Genomic DNA, 16386 nt, shown 5'->3' with positions numbered 1-16386 from the left:
GGGCCCATGGAGCGTGCCGCTTTCTTGCTCGATCAAGCCGTCGCCGCCGGTGTCGTGCTGTTCGTCGCCGGCGTTGTCGGCTTCAGCATACGCCGTTATCGGACTGCCGACCCCTCCGCCGCGGCCGGCGGCTCTCTCGTACTTGGACCCCGAATCCGCAGTTGGTACGTCGACCACCTCGCCCCCTTCGAGGACGCGTGCGTTCGCAGCGGCGTCACGCCGGCGGCCCTCTCTTATACTCAGCTAGTGGGCAGCATCGTCGTTGGGGCTCTTTACGCCGCGGGCCTGACCTTCACCGCCGGCTGGGTGCTCCTGGCGACGAGTAGCCTGGATATCGTCGACGGACGGGTCGCGCGCCGCACCGGCGGCGCCAGTCCGCGCGGAGCTTTTCTGGACTCGGTCATCGACCGCTATGCCGAGTCGTTCGCTTACTGCGGCCTGGCCATATATTTCCGCGCCACGTGGATGCTCGCGGTGGTCCTGTTCGCGCTGACCGGAAGCCTGATGGTGAGCTACGCCCGGGCCCGGGCCGAGGGGCTGGGAGCCGAAAACCGCGTGGGCGTGCTTCAGCGACCGGAGCGTCTGGTCATCCTCGGCTTCGGCACGATCTTCGGTGCCCTTTACGCGCACCTGGTGGCGCCGTGGACGCCGGGTCCGGCCGACCTTCTGACCGCCGCCACGGTGCTGCTCATCGCCGTACTCGCCAACATCACGGCCGTACAGCGAGTCCTTTACACCTACCGTGAACTCGCCGGCGAGGCGCATATCCGACCGCCGATACCGTTGCCCACGGCACCCGCGGAGCCCGGCCTACCGATGGCGCAAGCCACGGCGGCGCGCGCCGCAACGCAGCGCCGGGTTGTCGGCACCTTCACGCTCATGATCGGGGCGGGTCTGGTGCTCGACCTGCATGCCGTCGCCGCGGGTTCAGCCGTCATCGTCTGCGGTGCCGTCTGCCTCGCTTCCGGCTTGTACTGGCCCGGCGGTCAGAGGGCGGCGGCCACAAGCGAAACCGAATTCACGTCGACGGTAAGAAGCGACAGATGAACCGAACCCTCCGCATTGTCCTGAGCATCGCCATTTCGGTGGTCTTCCTCACCATTGCGGTGTGGAACGTCGACTGGCGGCAGGCCGGTGCGGCTCTGGCCCGGGCGCACTACATCTACGTGGTGCCGATGTTTCTGGTGACCGTGTGGACGCTGTACATCCGTGCCCAGCGCTGGCGGCTGCTCCTGCGCCCGCTGGGCAACCCTCCCATGGGCACGCTGATCGCCGCCACCAACATCGGTTTCATGGCCAACATGGTACTGCCCCTGCGCGCCGGCGAAGTGATCAGGCCGGTGCTGCTGAGCCGCAAGGAGCGCGAGCCGCTCGGCGGCGTACTCGCCACGATCGTGCTCGAACGCATTTTCGACATGATGATGGTGCTGCTCCTGTTCGGAGTGTCGTTCGTGGCCGTACCGGTGTCGGACGAGGTGCGGAGGTGGGGATATTTTGTCTTGTTTACGGCAGTCGCGGTGGCCGCCGGAGTTGCCGCTATCCGCTGGCAGGAAGCGACCGCCCTGCGGCTGCTCGCTCGGGCCGTCGCCCGCGCACCCGCAAGCGTCGGCCACCACCTGGATCACTTCTTCAGGGGCTTCATCCGCGCCCTGGAAATCCTCGACAACCCCTGGACTTTCCTGCAGGCGATCGCCTGGTCGCTGTACCTCTGGATCGTCATCGCGAGCACCTATTTCTGGGGACTTCTGGCCTTCGATCTGCCGGTGCCCTGGGTCGTCGGCTCGCTGGTGATCACGTCGCTTATCGCCATTGCGGTGTCGGCGCCGTCGGCGCCCGGGTACATCGGCGCCTTCCAGGTCGGTTGCGCGCTGGCGCTGGGCCTGTTCGGCATCTCGGAAAGCGACGCCTTCGCATACTCCATTGTGCTCCACCTGACGCAGTTCGCCGGGACCATCGCCGCCGGCCTCTATTCCCTGACGCGTGAGGGTATGACCTTCCAACAGATCGAGCACGTCTCGGAAACCGATGGCGCAGCCACTTGAAGCCAAGACGATCCTGGTCGGGCTGAGCGGCGGCATCGCCTGTTACAAGGCGGCGGAGTTGGTCCGCCTGCTCGTCAAAGAGGGCGCTCGGGTACGGGTCATGATGACCCGGAACGCGCGGGAGTTCATCACCCCCCTCACTTTGCAAACCCTCAGCGGGCAGCCGGTTGCCACCGACACCTTCGACCTCGCCCAGGAGTCCGGGATCGGGCACATCGCGCTTGCCGACGGCGCCGACGCCGTGGTGATTGCGCCGGCAACGGCAAACGTCATCGGCAAGATCGCCGCCGGCCTCGGCGACGATATCCTGACCACCGTGCTGCTGGCCACTCGCGCACCGGTCCTGATTGCCCCGTCGATGAACGTGAACATGTACGAGAATCCTCTCGTGCAGGCCAATCTGCGCCGGCTCGATAGCTTGAGCTACCGCATCATCGAACCGGGAGAGGGTTTTCTCGCTTGTGGTTGGGAGGGTAAGGGCCGCCTTGCGGAGCCGGCGGCGATACTGGCCGAAGTGGAGCGGGCCGTGACCCGGCACGACCTCGAAGGCGAGCGGGTCCTCGTCACCGCCGGCCCGAATCGGGAGCCGATCGATCCCGTACGCTTCCTGTCTAACCGCTCGACCGGGAAGATGGGTTTCGCCCTGGCCGCGGCCGCATGGCGCCGCGGCGCTGCCGTCGACCTGATCGCCGGCCCGACTTCCCTGGCGACGCCCACGGGTGTGCGCCGCATCGACGTGCAAACGGCGCAAGAGATGCACGACGCCGTACTCGGCGCGTACGAAACGGCGACGATCGTACTGATGGCCGCGGCCGTAGCCGACTACCGGCCGCCGCGAGTAGAGCCGCACAAACTCAAGAAAGGCACCGCCGCTTTGACCCTCGACCTGGTACGCACGGTCGACATCCTGACCGAAATCGCACCGCGCAAGGGTTCTCGACTGATCGTGGGATTTGCGGCCGAAACCGAGAACGTACTTGCCAACGCCGCACGCAAGCTGGCCGCCAAGGGCATCGACCTCATTGTCGCCAACGACGTCGCCGCCGGCGATACCGGCTTTGCCGTCGACACCAACGCCGTGTCGATCATCGACGCCGGCGGCGAGACGCAATCGGTGCCTTTGATGTCGAAGGCGGAGGTCGCCGACCGGGTCCTCGATCGCGTCGTCGCCCTGCGCGGCCGGCATTGATCGATCAGCCGCGACCGACCGAGAGGCGCAAGGGCTCGAAGGCGGCAGTGCCCTCGAGGTCGTCCCGAGAATCGAGTGCGGCGATGTCGTCGCGCAGCTTCCCCGGAATTGCCCCGCGCCGCTCCAGAGTGCGCAGCAGGACGCGAATCTCCTTGGCCAGGCTCAGCGCATCGATGCCCGTGGGATCCGCGCGCTGGCAATCGGCCTTCTTGCCACGGGTCAGCACATCCAGGACCGCCGCCCGACAGACTGCGTTGTATCTTCCCACAATGGCCTGCGGCAGGGCGTACCGCGACGCGGCAACCAGGCGGCGCATTATGACGTACCACTGATCGAGGTCGTGTACGGCGATAAACGAATCGAAGATGCGTTTGTCCGTCCGGAACGGGAAGATCGTGCGCGACACGACATCGCGCACCAGGCCCTCGCACTCCGAGAAGCGGTGGTTGCGGAGTTCCCGAATGATCTGCCGGTGCTCGGTGTGTTGGAGCGTATCGAAGCGCGCCTCCCAGTACACGTGCCGGAGCGTTCGCGCCGAATAACTGACGATGAGCTGCGTCGGCACGAAGTGGTTGTGGGAGTAGCAGTCGCCGGCAAGGTGCGTGAGATACCCGTAAGCAAAGGCCCGCTGGGCATCGGTGGTCGCGCGTTCCAGCACGCTCCAACCGACTTCCCACGAGTGGCAATGCGCCTGTTGGGCCCGCGTGTACTTTTTCGCCTGCGTTATGTCGGCGCCGACGCAACCGTAGAGATACTCGAGCCGATGGCGCCGGAGGATTTGTTGAAGGGCCGCTCCCAGGATGGTAAGGTCCGCCAACACATCGGCGCCGTGCGCAAGATGCGTGATCGGGCCCCAGGCCCACGCTCCGGACGGAGCGAGGAGCAGCGCCAGGAATGCAAGCGTCGCAAGGAACATCGCCTCCAAATGCTACCGGCCCCCGGCCACCGGAACAAGCCGCAGCGATCGATCTAATCGCTGCCGTTCGGGCGTACCTCCACTACCTCGCGAGCACCGGCCTCGATGCTCTGCCGTCGACGGCGATCGTCCCACGCCCCGGCGCCGCGGCGCCGGCGACAATTAAGGGCCCGCCGGAACCGACGGAGAAACCCCGTGAGCGGCGCCCCGGACCGCTACCCCCGGCCGCCGCGGCGGCGCCGGTCGAACCGGCAAGGACCGACCTGTTTGTCGACCCCGGGCTCAGCGAGGCGCGGACCCTCGAAGAGCTGCGCGACGCGATCGGCGACTGTCAGCGTTGTCGGCTCGCGCCGGGACGCACCCATCTGGTGTTCGGCGTCGGCAATCCCCACGCCGAGTTGATGTTCGTCGGCGAAGGGCCGGGGCGCGACGAGGATCTCAAAGGCGAGCCCTTCGTCGGGCGCGCCGGCCAGTTGCTCACCGAAATCATCACCAAAGGCATGAAGATGCGGCGCGAGGACGTGTACATCGCCAACGTCGTCAAGTGCCGTCCTCCCGAAAATCGTAATCCCGAGCCCGACGAGATCGCCGCCTGCCAGCCGTTTCTGCGGCGGCAGATCGAGATCGTCGGGCCGAAGGCGATCGTCGCCCTCGGCACGTTCGCCGCTCAGACGCTCCTCGCGGTTCGCACGCCGATCTTCCGTCTGCGGGGCCACTGGCACGATTTCCACGGCGTCAAGCTCATGCCGACGTTGCACCCCGCGTACTTGCTGCGTAACCCGGCGGACAAGAAGCTCGTGTGGGCCGACATCAAGATGGTGCTCGCCGAGTTGGGGATAACGGTGTGAGCGGCCTCGGCACGGCGCGCCGGCGCCTCACCTTCTGGCTCGGCGTGCTGGCCGCCGGGCTGACCCTGGCTGCCAATCGCACGCCGGTGCCCACCCCGAGCCCGACACCCGGCGCGGCGCCGCCCCCCCCCGCAAGCGGCGCCGCTCAGGTGTACCTCATAGTCGTCGACGCCGGCATCAATCCGGCCACGGCCGACTTCATCCGCGAGTCGATCGCCACGGCGCACCAGGACGACGCCCGAGCCCTGGTCATTCAGCTCGACACCCCGGGCGGCTTGCTCGATTCCGCCCGGACGATCGTCAAGGAACTTCTCGGCGCCCCCGTCCCGGTCATCGTCTACGTCGCGCCGAGCGGTGCCGGCGCTACCTCGGCGGGCGTCTTCGTTACCATGGCCGCCAACATCGCCGCGATGGCTCCGGGAACCAACATCGGCGCGGCCCACCCGGTCACCGGGCAGGGCGGCAATGTCGAGGGCGATATCGGCACCAAGGTGGTGAACTTCGCGGCGTCCTTGAGCAAGACGATCGCGGGGGAGCGCGGCCGCAACGTCGAGTGGGCCGAGAAGGCGGTGCGCGAGAGCGTCTCCATCACGGCGCAGGAGGCCCTCGAACTGCACGTCATCGACATCGTCGCGACCGACCTGCCCGATCTGCTGCGACAGGCCAACGGCCGCGAAACCATGGTTGCTGGGCGACCCGTCGTCCTCGCCCTAGCCGGCGCCACGATCGTTCCCCGCGAGATGCGCCTCAAACAAAGACTGCTTAATATCCTCGCCGACCCGAACATCGCCTACCTGCTGATTACGGCGGGCCTGCTCGGCCTTTATGTCGAGTTCACGCATCCGGGAGTGATGTTTCCGGGCGTCGTGGGCGGTATCTGCCTGCTCCTCGGTTTGACGGCGTTGCAGGTGCTGCCGATCAACTACAGCGGCCTCGCTCTGATCGGCCTCGGCGTCGCCCTGCTCGTCAGCGAGCTTTTCCTGCCCAGTTTCGGCATTCTCGGCGTCGGCGGGATAGCCGCGTTCGTACTCGGGTCGCTTCTGCTGTTCGACACGCCGGAATCCGACCTCGCCGTGGACCCTGCCATCGTGTATGCCGCCGCTGCGACCTTCGGCGGCTTCACCCTACTGGTAAGCTTCCTGGTGGTACGGTCGCAGCGCCGACCGGCAGCGCTCGGCAGTGAGGGTCTCCTGGGAACGATCGGCGAAGTGCGTCAGGCATTGCCCGGCGGCCACGAGACGGGCAAGGTCTTCGTGCACGGCGAGCATTGGAACGCCATTGCCGACGAGGCGATCGAAGTGGGAGCGGAAGTCGAGGTTATCGGCGTAGACGGGCTGCGCTTGCACGTGCGCCGGGCCCGTCAAGAGTGACGAAGCAGAGCGCACGGAAGACGTAGCGGCAACGACGGACGGTTTCGGATACGCGCACCAGAGGTCCGTTCTTCCGGAGGGGAGATACCGATGGGTCCAGCCACGACAGTATTGATTGTGCTCCTCGGCCTCGTGCTGAGCGGCATAAAGATCCTGAAGGAATACGAGCGCGGGGTGATCTTCCGGCTCGGTCGGCTGGTCGCCTCGCGCGGCCCAGGAATTATCTTCGTGATTCCCTTTGTCGAGAAGATGCAGCGGGTCGAGCTGCGCACGGTGACCATGGACGTACCGCCGCAGGACGTCATCTCGCGGGACAACGTCTCGGTGAAGGTGAGTGCCGTGCTGTATTTCCGCGTCATCGATCCGAACCGTGCGGTGGTCGAGGTGGCAGATTACCTGTTCGCCACCTCGCAACTCGCCCAGACCACCCTGCGCAGCGTCTGCGGTCAGGCGGAGCTGGATGAACTGCTGGCCGAACGCGAGCATATCAATTCCCGCCTGCAGGAGATCCTGGACCAACAGACCGACACCTGGGGCATTAAGGTCGTCACCGTCGAGCTGAAGCACATCGACCTGCCCCAGGAGATGCAGCGCGCGATGGCACGGCAGGCCGAGGCAGAGCGCGAACGCCGCGCCAAGGTGATCAATGCCGAGGGCGAGTTTCAGGCGGCGCAGAAACTGGCGGACGCTTCGGCGGTTATCGGTCAGCACCCGATGGCGCTTCAGCTACGGTTCCTGCAAACCCTCACCGAGGTCGCGTCGGAGAACAACTCGACAACCGTGTTTCCCCTCCCCATCGATCTGCTGACGCCATTTTTGAAGGCGAGCGACAAGGATTGAGGGAGGAGCGATGACAAAGCGGAAACTCCAGAAGACCTTTGAGAACCTCGCGGAGGCAACACAGCGATGCACCCTGCTATCGCCCCGCTCGTGGAGCAGCCCAACTGATCTCGGCCGCGTGGGCCCGGAGCCAATTACTCGTGGAGGAGGAACCATGCGAACGACCGTCGTAATTCTAGCTGCCACCACGGCTGCCGCTCTGCTTGCACCCCAGGCACCGGCCGCCGGACTGGACATGAAGCCCGGCCGATGGCAGTTCGACACCAAAGTGGAGTCGTCGATGAAGCCGCGGCCGACGACAAAAAGCGAGGTGAAGTGCATCACGAAAGAGGCGATCGAACGCGACCCGCTGGCGGCAATCATCGAGGAGGGCCGCTGTAAGGTGTTGAGCCGCAAGGAGAGCGCCAACTCCCTCGAGTTCGAGATCGAGTGTAAGTTCGACCCGCAGGCGAAGATGAACATGCGCGGGAAAGGGGTCTTTGCTGGCAGCGGCGACACGGCCTCGGGCCACATGGACGTGAAGATGGCGATGCCGAAGATCGAGGGTATGCCGAACACGGCGCCGATGGGCGGCAACATGACGATGAGGCAGGAATGGACGGGGAAGCGTCTGGGGGCGTGCGAGTGATCGACCGCACCGAATAGCGCCCGGCGAAGTGGCCGGCCTGTGCGGCGAGCCCACGGGGAACACAATCGCCCCCTCGCAACGGCAATCCCCTCACGATGCGGGGTCGATGACTTCGATGAAGGGAAAGCGGTGGAAGTCGGTATCGCGGGTGCAGAGCTGGCGAACGCCGTGCTCGCGCAGGAGTACGGCCGTGTGCGCATCGTGCAGGATGTTTCCGGCAAGGTGAGGAAAGTCGGCAACGAGGCTGTCGAGGACTTCGGCATGGCGGTCCGTCGGGGCGAGGAGTTCGAACGCGGGTGCAGCGCGCAGTGCCGCCACGAATGCCCAGGCCGCGCCGATCGTCCACGGCTTGCGAAACACGCGAGGATGCGTCGTCACCCGGAGGAACTCGTAGACTACGGGCCACGTCGTGTACCATGCATCCGGCCGCGCGCGGCGCTCCTCGATCCAGCGGCGGCAGGGCTCGTGCAGCGGCGCATCGGCATCGGCCGCATACACGAGGATGTTGGTGTCGACGGCGATCACTACCGGCCTTCCATAGCCTGATACAGGGCCTCTCGGTCCGCGATGTCCACGCGCGCTCCGCCACCGTGGAACACGGGCAGGGGGGGCAGCTTTCGGTTCTGCGGGCGCGACCGGAACAGCAGGCGGAGCGCGGTCTCCACCAGTTCCGACATGGTACGCCCCTGGCGCACGGACTCCCGTTTGAGCTGCGCCATGACAGTCTCGTCGATGTTGAGCGTCGTCTTCATATGGCTAGCCATACGCAGGCTATGGCGGTACGTCAAGCAGGCCGCATTCATGGGGACGATGGTACTCTTCTTACTTTCCGCAGCTGATTCGCGCCATTAGCACCATCGTCGCCGATCCCGTCAACCCGCTCCCCTTCCCTGCCCGTCCGCGGCTCCCACGTCACTGTGCTCACCCGGTGCGTACCCGCCAACCCTTTCAACGTCACTTCGCGCGTCGGCCCGTATTCTAGATCGACGCCTCGTGCCTCGAGGCGCTCGCGCACCACGCCCGAAACGAGCACCTCCCCACCCCGGGCCTGGGCGGCCACGCGCGCGGCCAGGATCACGGTCTTGCCGAAGAACCGGTCGGCGTCAGCGATCGCCTCTCCCGTGTGCAACCCCATGCGCACACGGATCGGCTCCGTACCCGGACGCGCCGAGTGCGCCGCGAACGCCCGCTGAATCGCCACCGCACAGCCGACCGCGGCCGCGGGGTCCGCAAACGCAACGAGGAAGCCGTCCCCCTGCAACTCGAGCTCGAGTCCTCCGTGCGCGTCGATCTGCCTGCGCACGAGGGCGTTGTGGATACGGATCACCCGGTGCGCCCGGTGATCACCGAGACGTTCGGTCATCTCGGTAAAACCTTCCATATCGCTGAACAACAACGTCACCGTCCCGTCCGTAGCAAGGTGATCGTCGAGGACCGGGCGACGCGCACGAACGGCCGACATGACCGCATCGATCGAGGTCTTGATGTCCACGGCGTCGACTCCCTCGGCTTGCATCTTGAGCGCGGTCGCCCTTTCGACGACCGGCTGCATACCCATGGGTGCCCCGACCTCGAGCGCCCGGTTGGCCAGGGCGAGCACCCGCGGCGCCGCGTCGACGCCATCGCGAGCCGACACGAACTCGGCGTAGTCGACCAGAGTTTCGGCGAGAAGCGGTCGCGCCCCCATCCGCGTGTGCATCGCCACCGCCGCCTCGAAATGAGCCGCCGCCTCCTCGTCTCGCCCGAGCACCGCGGCCAACCCACCCAGCACGCGCGCCGCCGACCCCAGGCTGGCCACTCCGAACCCGACCACCACGTTGCTCGCTCCGAGGGGCAGCAGCATGTCGTAAAGGACCGCCGCCCGCCGGCGGTCCTCGAGATACGCACACACGTCCGCCAAGAGGACGACCGCCTCCGCCCACACCACGTCGAGGGGCACATCGGCGAAATCCTTCACCGCCAACCGCTCGAACTCCGCCTGCACCTCGTCCCGTCGTCCCAGACCGGCCCAGACCGCCGCCAGTGCACAACGCCAGACGGGCATGTGGGGATAATCGGCCACGATGCGCTGCAGCATCGGTTCGACCTCGGCGAAGCGGCCGAGGTGCAGGAGGCGAAGGACAGCCTGCACCTGAAATGCGCCCAGGGCCGCGACCGGGCGGATGCGCTGCCCGATCGATACCGCCTGGGCCCCGAGCCGTTCCGCTTCGTCGAAGCGTCCGTCGAGCAGGGCGCGCATCGCCTTCCACGACATCGTCAGCCAACGGTGGATCGGCAGCCTGAGCTCCTCGCTCAACCGCGCGTGGACCGCGATCTCACGGTCGACGGCTGCGATGTCGCCCAATTGCAGGTAGGCCATGATGCGCCACTCGTGCCCGCCGAGCAGCATGGCGGCATCCCCCGCCTCGGTGGCGAACCGCAGGATCTCGGTCCCGAAGCTCAGCAGGCTCTCGCTCTGCGCCCCCGCGCGCGGATCCCAGAAGGCGTATCGGCGCGCCAGCAGCGCCCGCGCCAGCACGCCGGGGTCGCCGACGCGCCGCGCCACCGCCACCGCCTCTTCACTCAGGACCGACGACCGCCAGCGCTGATCCGACCAGTACAAACTGTTGGCGAGACGCGCCAGCAGCCCGGCGCGTAGCGCGCCGTCGGCCGGCGGCAGCCGCGCCGCCGCTTCCTCGAGCAGCGCACGCGCCTCCTCGTCCACCCTGCCGAGTTCGATGCCCTCGTCGGAGAAGCCGAGGACGGCGCGCGTGAAACGCTCCGGGTCGTCGATCTGACGGGCCAGGCGCGCCGCCTCCGCAAACGCCTCGCGCGCCCGGGCAGCATCGCCGACGGCTCGGTGCGCATTTCCCAGTTGCATGCGAACGTCGCACAGCCGGGTAAGGTCGGGCTGGTCGAACAACTCCATCGCCTGCAACGCGCGGTCGTACTGCACCACGGCCTCTTCATACGCGAGCTGTGCACTCGCCCGCGCCCCGGCGCGCAGGGCGTAGTCGATGGCCTTGGTCGCCTCCCCGGCCGGCGCGGCCTCGAAGAAATGATGCGCCAGCTCGGCCAGATGCGGCTCCGGATCGACGGCGTAGAGCTCTTCGAGGACCTCGGCGGTCTGGCGATGCAGGCGGACCCGCCGCGTCGTCGACAGCTCGCCGTAGAGCGTCTCGCGCACCAGCGCGTGCGTGAAGCCGTACCACCCGACGGCGCGGGAATCCTCGTACAGGATGCGCGCCGCAACGGCGTCTTCGAGTCCCTCCAGAACGGCATCGGCCGACCACCCGCTGACCCGTTGCAGAGCCGGGAGCGCGAACTCGCGCCCGATCACCGCCGCCGTTGTCAGCAACTGGTTGGTCCGTTCCGAGAGACGGTCGAGGCGCCGCCCGATCACTTCGCGGACGCTCTGCGGTACGCTCAGGACGAGGTCGGTGTCGGCACCGCCGGCGGGCGTGTCGAGCCGTCCGTCGGCCACCAGCAAACGCACGATCTCCTTCACGAAGAACGGGTTCCCCTCGGTTTCGCGATAAACCGCGTTGACGAGTTCAGGCGTCGGCGTACGACCCGCCGCGCGCTCGATGAACGTGGCGATGTCTTGCGGCGCGATACCGCGCAGGAGGACGCGCTCGCTGAGTTGCTCGCGTGCGAGCTCGGCCAGGGTCTGCGCCAGGGGATGCTGGCGGCGCACCTCGATGTCGCGATACGTCCCGAGAACGAGGATGTGCCCGTCGCGCAGTTCGCGAGCGAGAAATTGCAGAAGGAGCAAGGACGGCTTGTCGGCCCAGTGCAGGTCGTCGAGCACGAGAACCAGGGGGCGGTGCGCCGCGACGCCGCGGAGGAAGGTGGTGATGCTGTCGAACAGGCGAAAGCGAGCCTCGTCGGGCTCGAGCACGGCGGCCGCAGGAACTTCGACCAGGCGCTCGCGGATCTCCGGCACGAGCTGGGCAATATCGGCGGCACCGGCTCCGACCGCATCGCGCACGGATTCCGGGTCGGCCTCGCGCAGGTAAGCGCGAAAGATCTGCACCCATGGCCAGTAAGCCGGTGCGCCTTCGCTTTCGTAGCAGCGGCCCACCAGGACCTGCGCGTTGCGCGCGGCGGCGACGGTGCAAAGCTCTTCGGCAGTGCGCGTCTTGCCGATGCCCGGCTCGCCGACGAGCAGGAACAGGCGCCCACGCCCGGCGCAGGCGTCGTCGAAGCCGCCCCGCAGCACTCCCATTGCCTCGTCGCGGCCGACGAACACGCCGCGTGCGAGCCGATCGAGCGGGCTGACGGCGGTGCGCACGTGCGGGCGCGGCGGCCCCGGTGCAGCCACGATGCGGGAGAGTGCGGCACGAACCGCCCCGGCGTCCTGCGGCCGCTCGTCGGGCGCCTTCGCCAGGAGGTGCAGAATCAGGGCGTCGAGCTCCGGCGGCACCGCTGCGTTGCCGAGCGAGGGAGCAGCCGGGGACGCGTGCAGGTGCTGCGCAACGATCGAGACGGCGTCGTCCCCGAGGAACGGCGGACGTCCCGTGACCATTTCGTAAAGACTGGCACCGAGAGCGTAGAGGTCGCTGCGGGCGTCCGGAGCCTTGCCGAGGGCCTGTTCGGGCGGCAGGTAGGCGACGGTTCCCACCATGCGGCCTTCCTGCGTGAGCCGGTCCCGGTCGACGGCACGTGCGAGCCCGAAGTCGCCAAGCTTCGCGGTGCCGTCGCGCCCGAGCCAGATGTTGCCCGGCTTCAGGTCGCGATGCACGACCCCGTGCCGGTGCGCGTGTTCGAGGGCGGCGCCCACGTCGATCGCGATGCGCACGGCCATCTCCACCGGCAGCCGATGGTCGGGGGCTCTCTGCAACAGCCCCTCGACATCGCCACCGCCCATGTATTGGCTGACGATATACGTGCGCCCTTCTTCTTCGCCGATGTCGTAGACGGTGACGATGTGCGGATGGTCGCCGAGACGGGCCATGGCGCGCGCTTCGCGGCGGACGTGCGCGGCGGCCGTCTCGCGCGCCGCCGCGGACGAGTCGTCCTTGAACACCGCTATCGCCACGTCGCGATCGAGCTGGCGGTCGTGAGCCAGGTACACGCGTTTGCGCCCGCCGTCGCCGAGAAGTCGCAGGACCCGGTAACGCCCGGCGGCAAACGTGGCGGGCAACACCTCGCCGCCCGGGGCCTCCGGCGGGCAGCCCGTGGCGCAGCGCTCGCCGCAGTTATCGCAGAATCGCGCCCCCGCGCGCAGCGCATGTCCGCATGCCGTACAGGCGTCGCCGGCACTGCCGTCCATGGACACGTTCGTCGACCGATCTTGGCGCTCTGTCAAGGCTGCCGCGCGCCGCGCGGCAACGCCGCAATTACAGCGTGGCGCGCAGGGCGTTGATGGCGAGGGCTAACAGCGCCAGCGACGACACCAGAAAAAGGCTGAAGCGCACCGGGACGAGATTCCAGGTTGCCTGAACGATGCTGTGGGCGATGCGCAGAACAACGTACACCCACGCCAACGTTAGATTGAGGCCGCCGTCCGCTCCCGTCATCGCGAGGATGATCACCGTCGGATAGAAGATGGTCGGCTGTTCCATCAGGTGACCGTAGTTGTGGGCCTTCCAGTTCACCTTGTCGGGCAGGACGCCCTCGAGGGCGTTTCCACGGAGGCCGACGACCCCGCGCAGCGGTACACCCGCTTTGGCCATGGCCGGAAAGCGCGTCGCCGCCAACCAGAGCAGCATGATCAGAGACCAGATGACGAGGACGGCGGCCGGAGTCAGGATCGCGCTATGCATGCGTTCTCTCCCGGGGGTCGAGTCTGTTGACGACGCTGCCCGAGAGAGCACCGCTTGTCAAAGGCGGCGTCGAGCCCCCGGAAACACCCGCAACGGGTGCGAACCGGGCACGAGGGATAGGACAGGACCGGGCACCACTCGCGTGAAGCGACCCGCTTCGCCCTCGCCACGTCAGCCGGTCTACACCACTCCCGGGTGCGCGGCGATCCCGAGACGGCGGGCAACTTCCCGCAGGCGCGCGTCGTAGGTCGCGAGTAACACGTCCTGGCCCTGCCGGCGAAGGAAGTCCACCGCAGCCAGGTGCAGCGCATCGAGGGTACGTACAGGCGCCGGGAAGGGTTCGAGCGCTCGGGCAAGCACCGGTCCGGTAAGCTCGAGAAATCCGACGCGGCCGAGAAGTTCCCGGACGTCATCCCCGTGCGAGCGTGCAAGCCCGCGCCCGTGTATGCGATTCCACAGTTCGTATTGCAGCAGCCGGCTGGAGACCACCGTCTCCGCCCAGATTTCCTGCGGTGGATGGCGATCCTCGGCCAGGAGATGCGCCAGAGCGACGGAAGTATCGAGGTAGATCACGAGTCCGCTCGGTCCGCAGCCAGATCCGCCAGAAGCGCGGCAAGCGGCGCGACGGGCCGGCGCGGCGGCACGCCGGTTCCCGGCAGGGTGGGAGGGGTGACCCACCCCTTTCGTACGGCTTCGGCGAGCTCGGCATCACGCAACGTCTCCGCGCGCCCGTGCTGGGGCGGCACCAGTTCGGCGACGACACGATCCCGGTCGGTTACCAGCACGGTCTCCCCGCCCGCGGCGAGCCGTACGTACTCGCTAAGCTTGTTCTTGAGCGTCTTCAGACCGACCGATCGCATGTGCCGAAGGTAGCTCCCAGAAGCTACCTGGTCAATCCAGCAGGGTACTGCTCCCGGCGGCGCTCCCGCTCGATCGTTCGCTGATCCACTGCCTGCGGCCGACGTCCTTCACCATCCCCCCCTCGTCACGCCGAACTGCACGTTCATGTTGACACCGACACGGCGATGGTCTTATTAAGCCTAGGGGTGAACAGTTGTTCATCAGTACGAACTGGAGGGTTGAACATGCGATACGTGAGCTGCGTCTCGCGTCAGATCAAACGCCTGGTCGGCACGCGGTGCAAGATCAGCTCGTCGCCGGAGCGCTGTGCAGCCCGCGGCGGTGCGCCGGGCAGCAGCCCGACGTGTTGCTCCGACTGCGTCGTTTCCCCAGCGCCATGACTCGGCGGAAACGGATCGAGGCAAGGACGAGCGGCCCTCTGCGCATCGCCGCGCTGGCTGCGCTCGGTGCACTCGTGGTCCTCGATGCAGCGCCTGCGGCAGCCAGCACTCAGCTCGACGCCGCGCTGGCATGCCGGAAGGCCCTGTCGACGGCGGGGCGCGTGTACGCAGATAAGCGCCGCAAGTCGTTGCTGACGTGCGGCGCCAAGCTGCTTAAGTGCGACATCCTGCTGGAGGTCGACGGCGAGAACGCCAACGGGTGTCGATCCAAGGCGACAGATAGCTGCAAGCGCGCCATCGGCCCGAGCGCCGACTCGGCGGTGAACAAGGCCGCGGACAAGTTCGACACCAAGAGCGGGACCGAGTGCCTGCCGTTCGGGCTCACGGACATGCTCTCGACGGCGGCCGGCGGACTCTGGTTCGGGAACGACACAACCTGCAACCTTGCCGTGGACCTGCCGAGTTTCATCGATTGCCTGCGGGGAGAAATCGACGTGGAGGTCGATACCGTCGTCGGTCATGTCATGCCGCGTATCGGTATCCTGCTCGACAACGCTGGACTCGGCGGGCCATACCCGAACCTGCCGCGCCCGCCGAGCACGCTGGTCATCGTCAGCGCAACCGCTCCGGGAAGCGGCACACTGGTCAGCCCCGGCACGATCTCCATCTCGTCGGGCATGGCGGTACAGATCGAGGGCGACGCCGCCACCCTGCCCTGCGGCGGCGGCCAGAACGGTAAGCTGACGATCTCGGTCAGCACGGCACTCGATCCCTGCACCGACCCCGCCGCTCTGACGTACCAGATCAAGGAGCCGTACGGATCAGGCGATGCAGTCACCCTCGGACCGTTCACCGTCGACTACAACTACTGCATCGACCTCAAGGACGCGTCGTGTTCGGACACGGTCACCGGCACGATCGACGTGCCATGACCATGCCTGCCAGCGGGAGATCCATCATGACACGTGTCGCTCGCCCAGCCCTGCCGATCGCCGTTTTCGTGGCGCTTGCTGCCGCACCGGCAACCACCACGGCCGCGGCTACCAGTACCGATCTGCTCCGTTGCCAGAAGGAGTTCACCAAGATCGGCCGTCTGGTGAGCACCCTTGTCGCCAAGTCCGTGCACAAGTGCACCGAGAAGGCGGTGCGCTGCAACCTCGCGTTCGAGATCGACGCCGAGAGCCCCATGGAGTGTTTGACCGCGGCCACAACCTCGTGCAGCGGGGTCCCCACAAAAGTCGCCGAAAAGATCGCCGGCATTCGGACCAAGGCGCTGACCAAGTGCGGGTTGATCCCGACTGCGGACGTGCTCGCATATATCGCCGGTCTGGGGTTCGACAACGTCGCCACCGAGTGCGCCTCGTTGCCGCCGCCCCTGACGCCGATCACGGTGAGCAGCGTACCCGACCTGGTCGACTGCGTCCTGGCGATCGCGCGCTGCATCGCGGAACGGGAGGTCTTCCTCCGCGACCCGCGCGCCCAGGACTCGCTGATGGCAATAGGCATGGGCGCATCTTTCCCCTGTGTCGCCCCGTAGCGCTCGCCTGAGATAGGGCTTCCTCGGA

Annotated in this window: 16 protein-coding genes; 9 read left to right on the top strand and 7 right to left on the bottom strand. The window is 67.1% G+C overall.

The features are described from left to right. Window positions 1-6 precede the first annotated feature (6 nt). Genes L6Q96_01435 through coaBC form a run of 3 tightly spaced genes read left to right on the top strand, consistent with a single transcriptional unit; the run spans window position 7 to window position 3231 of the window. Entirely contained in the window at window positions 7-1047 is a 1041-nt protein-coding gene (locus L6Q96_01435) for a CDP-alcohol phosphatidyltransferase family protein (GenBank protein ID MCK6553239.1), read from the top strand. Continuing rightward, the gene (locus L6Q96_01430; GenBank protein ID MCK6553238.1) at window positions 1044-2042 is read left to right on the top strand and encodes a flippase-like domain-containing protein; all 999 of its coding nucleotides are present in this window, start codon (window positions 1044-1046) and stop codon (window positions 2040-2042) included. Before L6Q96_01435 ends, L6Q96_01430 begins: the two co-directional genes overlap by 4 nt. After that, window positions 2026-3231, top strand: coding sequence for a bifunctional phosphopantothenoylcysteine decarboxylase/phosphopantothenate--cysteine ligase CoaBC (coaBC, locus tag L6Q96_01425; GenBank protein MCK6553237.1), 1206 nt, complete (start codon window positions 2026-2028; stop codon window positions 3229-3231). Before L6Q96_01430 ends, coaBC begins: the two co-directional genes overlap by 17 nt. Before the next feature lie 4 nt (window positions 3232-3235). On the opposite strand, the gene L6Q96_01420 is transcribed toward coaBC, so the two are convergent. Beyond that, the gene (locus L6Q96_01420; protein ID MCK6553236.1) at window positions 3236-4147 is read right to left on the bottom strand and encodes a zinc dependent phospholipase C family protein; all 912 of its coding nucleotides are present in this window, start codon (window positions 4145-4147) and stop codon (window positions 3236-3238) included. Here L6Q96_01420 and L6Q96_01415 point away from each other — a divergent pair. The 4 genes from L6Q96_01415 (at window position 4126) to L6Q96_01400 (ending at window position 7833) form a co-directional block, all read left to right on the top strand. Continuing rightward, window positions 4126-4995, top strand: a complete 870-nt coding sequence (locus L6Q96_01415; GenBank protein MCK6553235.1) for a uracil-DNA glycosylase — start codon at window positions 4126-4128, stop codon at window positions 4993-4995. The two genes, L6Q96_01420 and L6Q96_01415, sit on opposite strands and share 22 nt — an antisense overlap. Continuing rightward, on the top strand, window positions 4992-6365 hold the full coding sequence (locus tag L6Q96_01410) for a nodulation protein NfeD (protein MCK6553234.1): 1374 nt from the start codon (window positions 4992-4994) through the stop codon (window positions 6363-6365). Before L6Q96_01415 ends, L6Q96_01410 begins: the two co-directional genes overlap by 4 nt. Before the next feature lie 90 nt (window positions 6366-6455). After that, entirely contained in the window at window positions 6456-7205 is a 750-nt protein-coding gene (locus L6Q96_01405) for a slipin family protein (GenBank protein MCK6553233.1), read from the top strand. A 154-nt stretch (window positions 7206-7359) separates the two neighbouring features. Beyond that, the gene (locus L6Q96_01400) at window positions 7360-7833 is read left to right on the top strand and encodes a DUF3617 domain-containing protein (protein ID MCK6553232.1); all 474 of its coding nucleotides are present in this window, start codon (window positions 7360-7362) and stop codon (window positions 7831-7833) included. Between the two features lie 90 nt (window positions 7834-7923). On the opposite strand, the gene L6Q96_01395 is transcribed toward L6Q96_01400, so the two are convergent. The 6 genes from L6Q96_01395 to L6Q96_01370 all read right to left on the bottom strand — a co-directional run bounded on the left by L6Q96_01395 (window position 7924) and on the right by L6Q96_01370 (window position 14440). Beyond that, window positions 7924-8358 carry a PIN domain-containing protein gene (locus tag L6Q96_01395; protein MCK6553231.1) on the bottom strand — a complete coding sequence of 145 codons (435 nt, stop codon included), beginning with the start codon at window positions 8356-8358 and terminating at the stop codon, window positions 7924-7926. Then, on the bottom strand, window positions 8358-8585 hold the full coding sequence (locus L6Q96_01390) for a hypothetical protein (protein ID MCK6553230.1): 228 nt from the start codon (window positions 8583-8585) through the stop codon (window positions 8358-8360). The genes L6Q96_01395 and L6Q96_01390 overlap by 1 nt, the downstream gene beginning before the upstream one ends. A 47-nt stretch (window positions 8586-8632) precedes the next feature. Further along, a complete protein-coding gene (locus L6Q96_01385) occupies window positions 8633-13087 on the bottom strand; it encodes a protein kinase (protein MCK6553229.1) in 4455 nt (1484 codons plus the stop codon). Between the two features lie 67 nt (window positions 13088-13154). After that, window positions 13155-13580 (bottom strand): MAPEG family protein, encoded by a 426-nt coding sequence (locus tag L6Q96_01380; GenBank protein MCK6553228.1) that lies wholly within the window; start codon window positions 13578-13580, stop codon window positions 13155-13157. Window positions 13581-13760: 180 nt separating this feature from the next. Next, a complete protein-coding gene (locus L6Q96_01375) occupies window positions 13761-14153 on the bottom strand; it encodes a PIN domain-containing protein (protein ID MCK6553227.1) in 393 nt (130 codons plus the stop codon). After that, window positions 14150-14440: a type II toxin-antitoxin system Phd/YefM family antitoxin gene (locus tag L6Q96_01370; GenBank protein ID MCK6553226.1), complete on the bottom strand. Its 291-nt coding sequence runs from the start codon at window positions 14438-14440 to the stop codon at window positions 14150-14152. Before L6Q96_01370 ends, L6Q96_01375 begins: the two co-directional genes overlap by 4 nt. Before the next feature lie 278 nt (window positions 14441-14718). On the opposite strand from L6Q96_01370, the gene L6Q96_01365 reads away from it, so the two are divergent. Continuing rightward, window positions 14719-15753, top strand: coding sequence for a hypothetical protein (locus tag L6Q96_01365; GenBank protein ID MCK6553225.1), 1035 nt, complete (start codon window positions 14719-14721; stop codon window positions 15751-15753). 26 nt (window positions 15754-15779) lie between these two features. Continuing rightward, window positions 15780-16358 (top strand): hypothetical protein, encoded by a 579-nt coding sequence (locus tag L6Q96_01360; GenBank protein ID MCK6553224.1) that lies wholly within the window; start codon window positions 15780-15782, stop codon window positions 16356-16358. Window positions 16359-16386: the final 28 nt, after the last annotated feature.

Source organism: Candidatus Binatia bacterium, assembly GCA_023150935.1.
GTDB lineage: Bacteria > Desulfobacterota > Binatia > HRBIN30 > HRBIN30 > JAKLJW01.
The sequence above is the reverse complement of the archived record's forward strand: the minus strand, read 5'-3'. Positions and strand labels throughout refer to the sequence as shown.

What these genes read in the sequence shown, in the direction of transcription:
- L6Q96_01435 (MCK6553239.1), top strand. Translation starts at nt 7, where the DNA reads ATGGAGCGTGCCGCTTTCTTGCTCGATCAAGCCGTCGCCGCCGGTGTC.
- L6Q96_01430 (MCK6553238.1), top strand. Translation starts at nt 1,044, where the DNA reads ATGAACCGAACCCTCCGCATTGTCCTGAGCATCGCCATTTCGGTGGTC.
- coaBC (MCK6553237.1), top strand. Translation starts at nt 2,026, where the DNA reads ATGGCGCAGCCACTTGAAGCCAAGACGATCCTGGTCGGGCTGAGCGGC.
- L6Q96_01415 (MCK6553235.1), top strand. Translation starts at nt 4,126, where the DNA reads ATGCAAGCGTCGCAAGGAACATCGCCTCCAAATGCTACCGGCCCCCGG.
- L6Q96_01420 (MCK6553236.1), bottom strand. Translation starts at nt 4,147, where the DNA reads ATGTTCCTTGCGACGCTTGCATTCCTGGCGCTGCTCCTCGCTCCGTCC.
- L6Q96_01405 (MCK6553233.1), top strand. Translation starts at nt 6,456, where the DNA reads ATGGGTCCAGCCACGACAGTATTGATTGTGCTCCTCGGCCTCGTGCTG.
- L6Q96_01400 (MCK6553232.1), top strand. Translation starts at nt 7,360, where the DNA reads ATGCGAACGACCGTCGTAATTCTAGCTGCCACCACGGCTGCCGCTCTG.
- L6Q96_01390 (MCK6553230.1), bottom strand. Translation starts at nt 8,585, where the DNA reads ATGAAGACGACGCTCAACATCGACGAGACTGTCATGGCGCAGCTCAAA.
- L6Q96_01385 (MCK6553229.1), bottom strand. Translation starts at nt 13,087, where the DNA reads ATGGACGGCAGTGCCGGCGACGCCTGTACGGCATGCGGACATGCGCTG.
- L6Q96_01380 (MCK6553228.1), bottom strand. Translation starts at nt 13,580, where the DNA reads ATGCATAGCGCGATCCTGACTCCGGCCGCCGTCCTCGTCATCTGGTCT.
- L6Q96_01370 (MCK6553226.1), bottom strand. Translation starts at nt 14,440, where the DNA reads ATGCGATCGGTCGGTCTGAAGACGCTCAAGAACAAGCTTAGCGAGTAC.
- L6Q96_01360 (MCK6553224.1), top strand. Translation starts at nt 15,780, where the DNA reads ATGACACGTGTCGCTCGCCCAGCCCTGCCGATCGCCGTTTTCGTGGCG.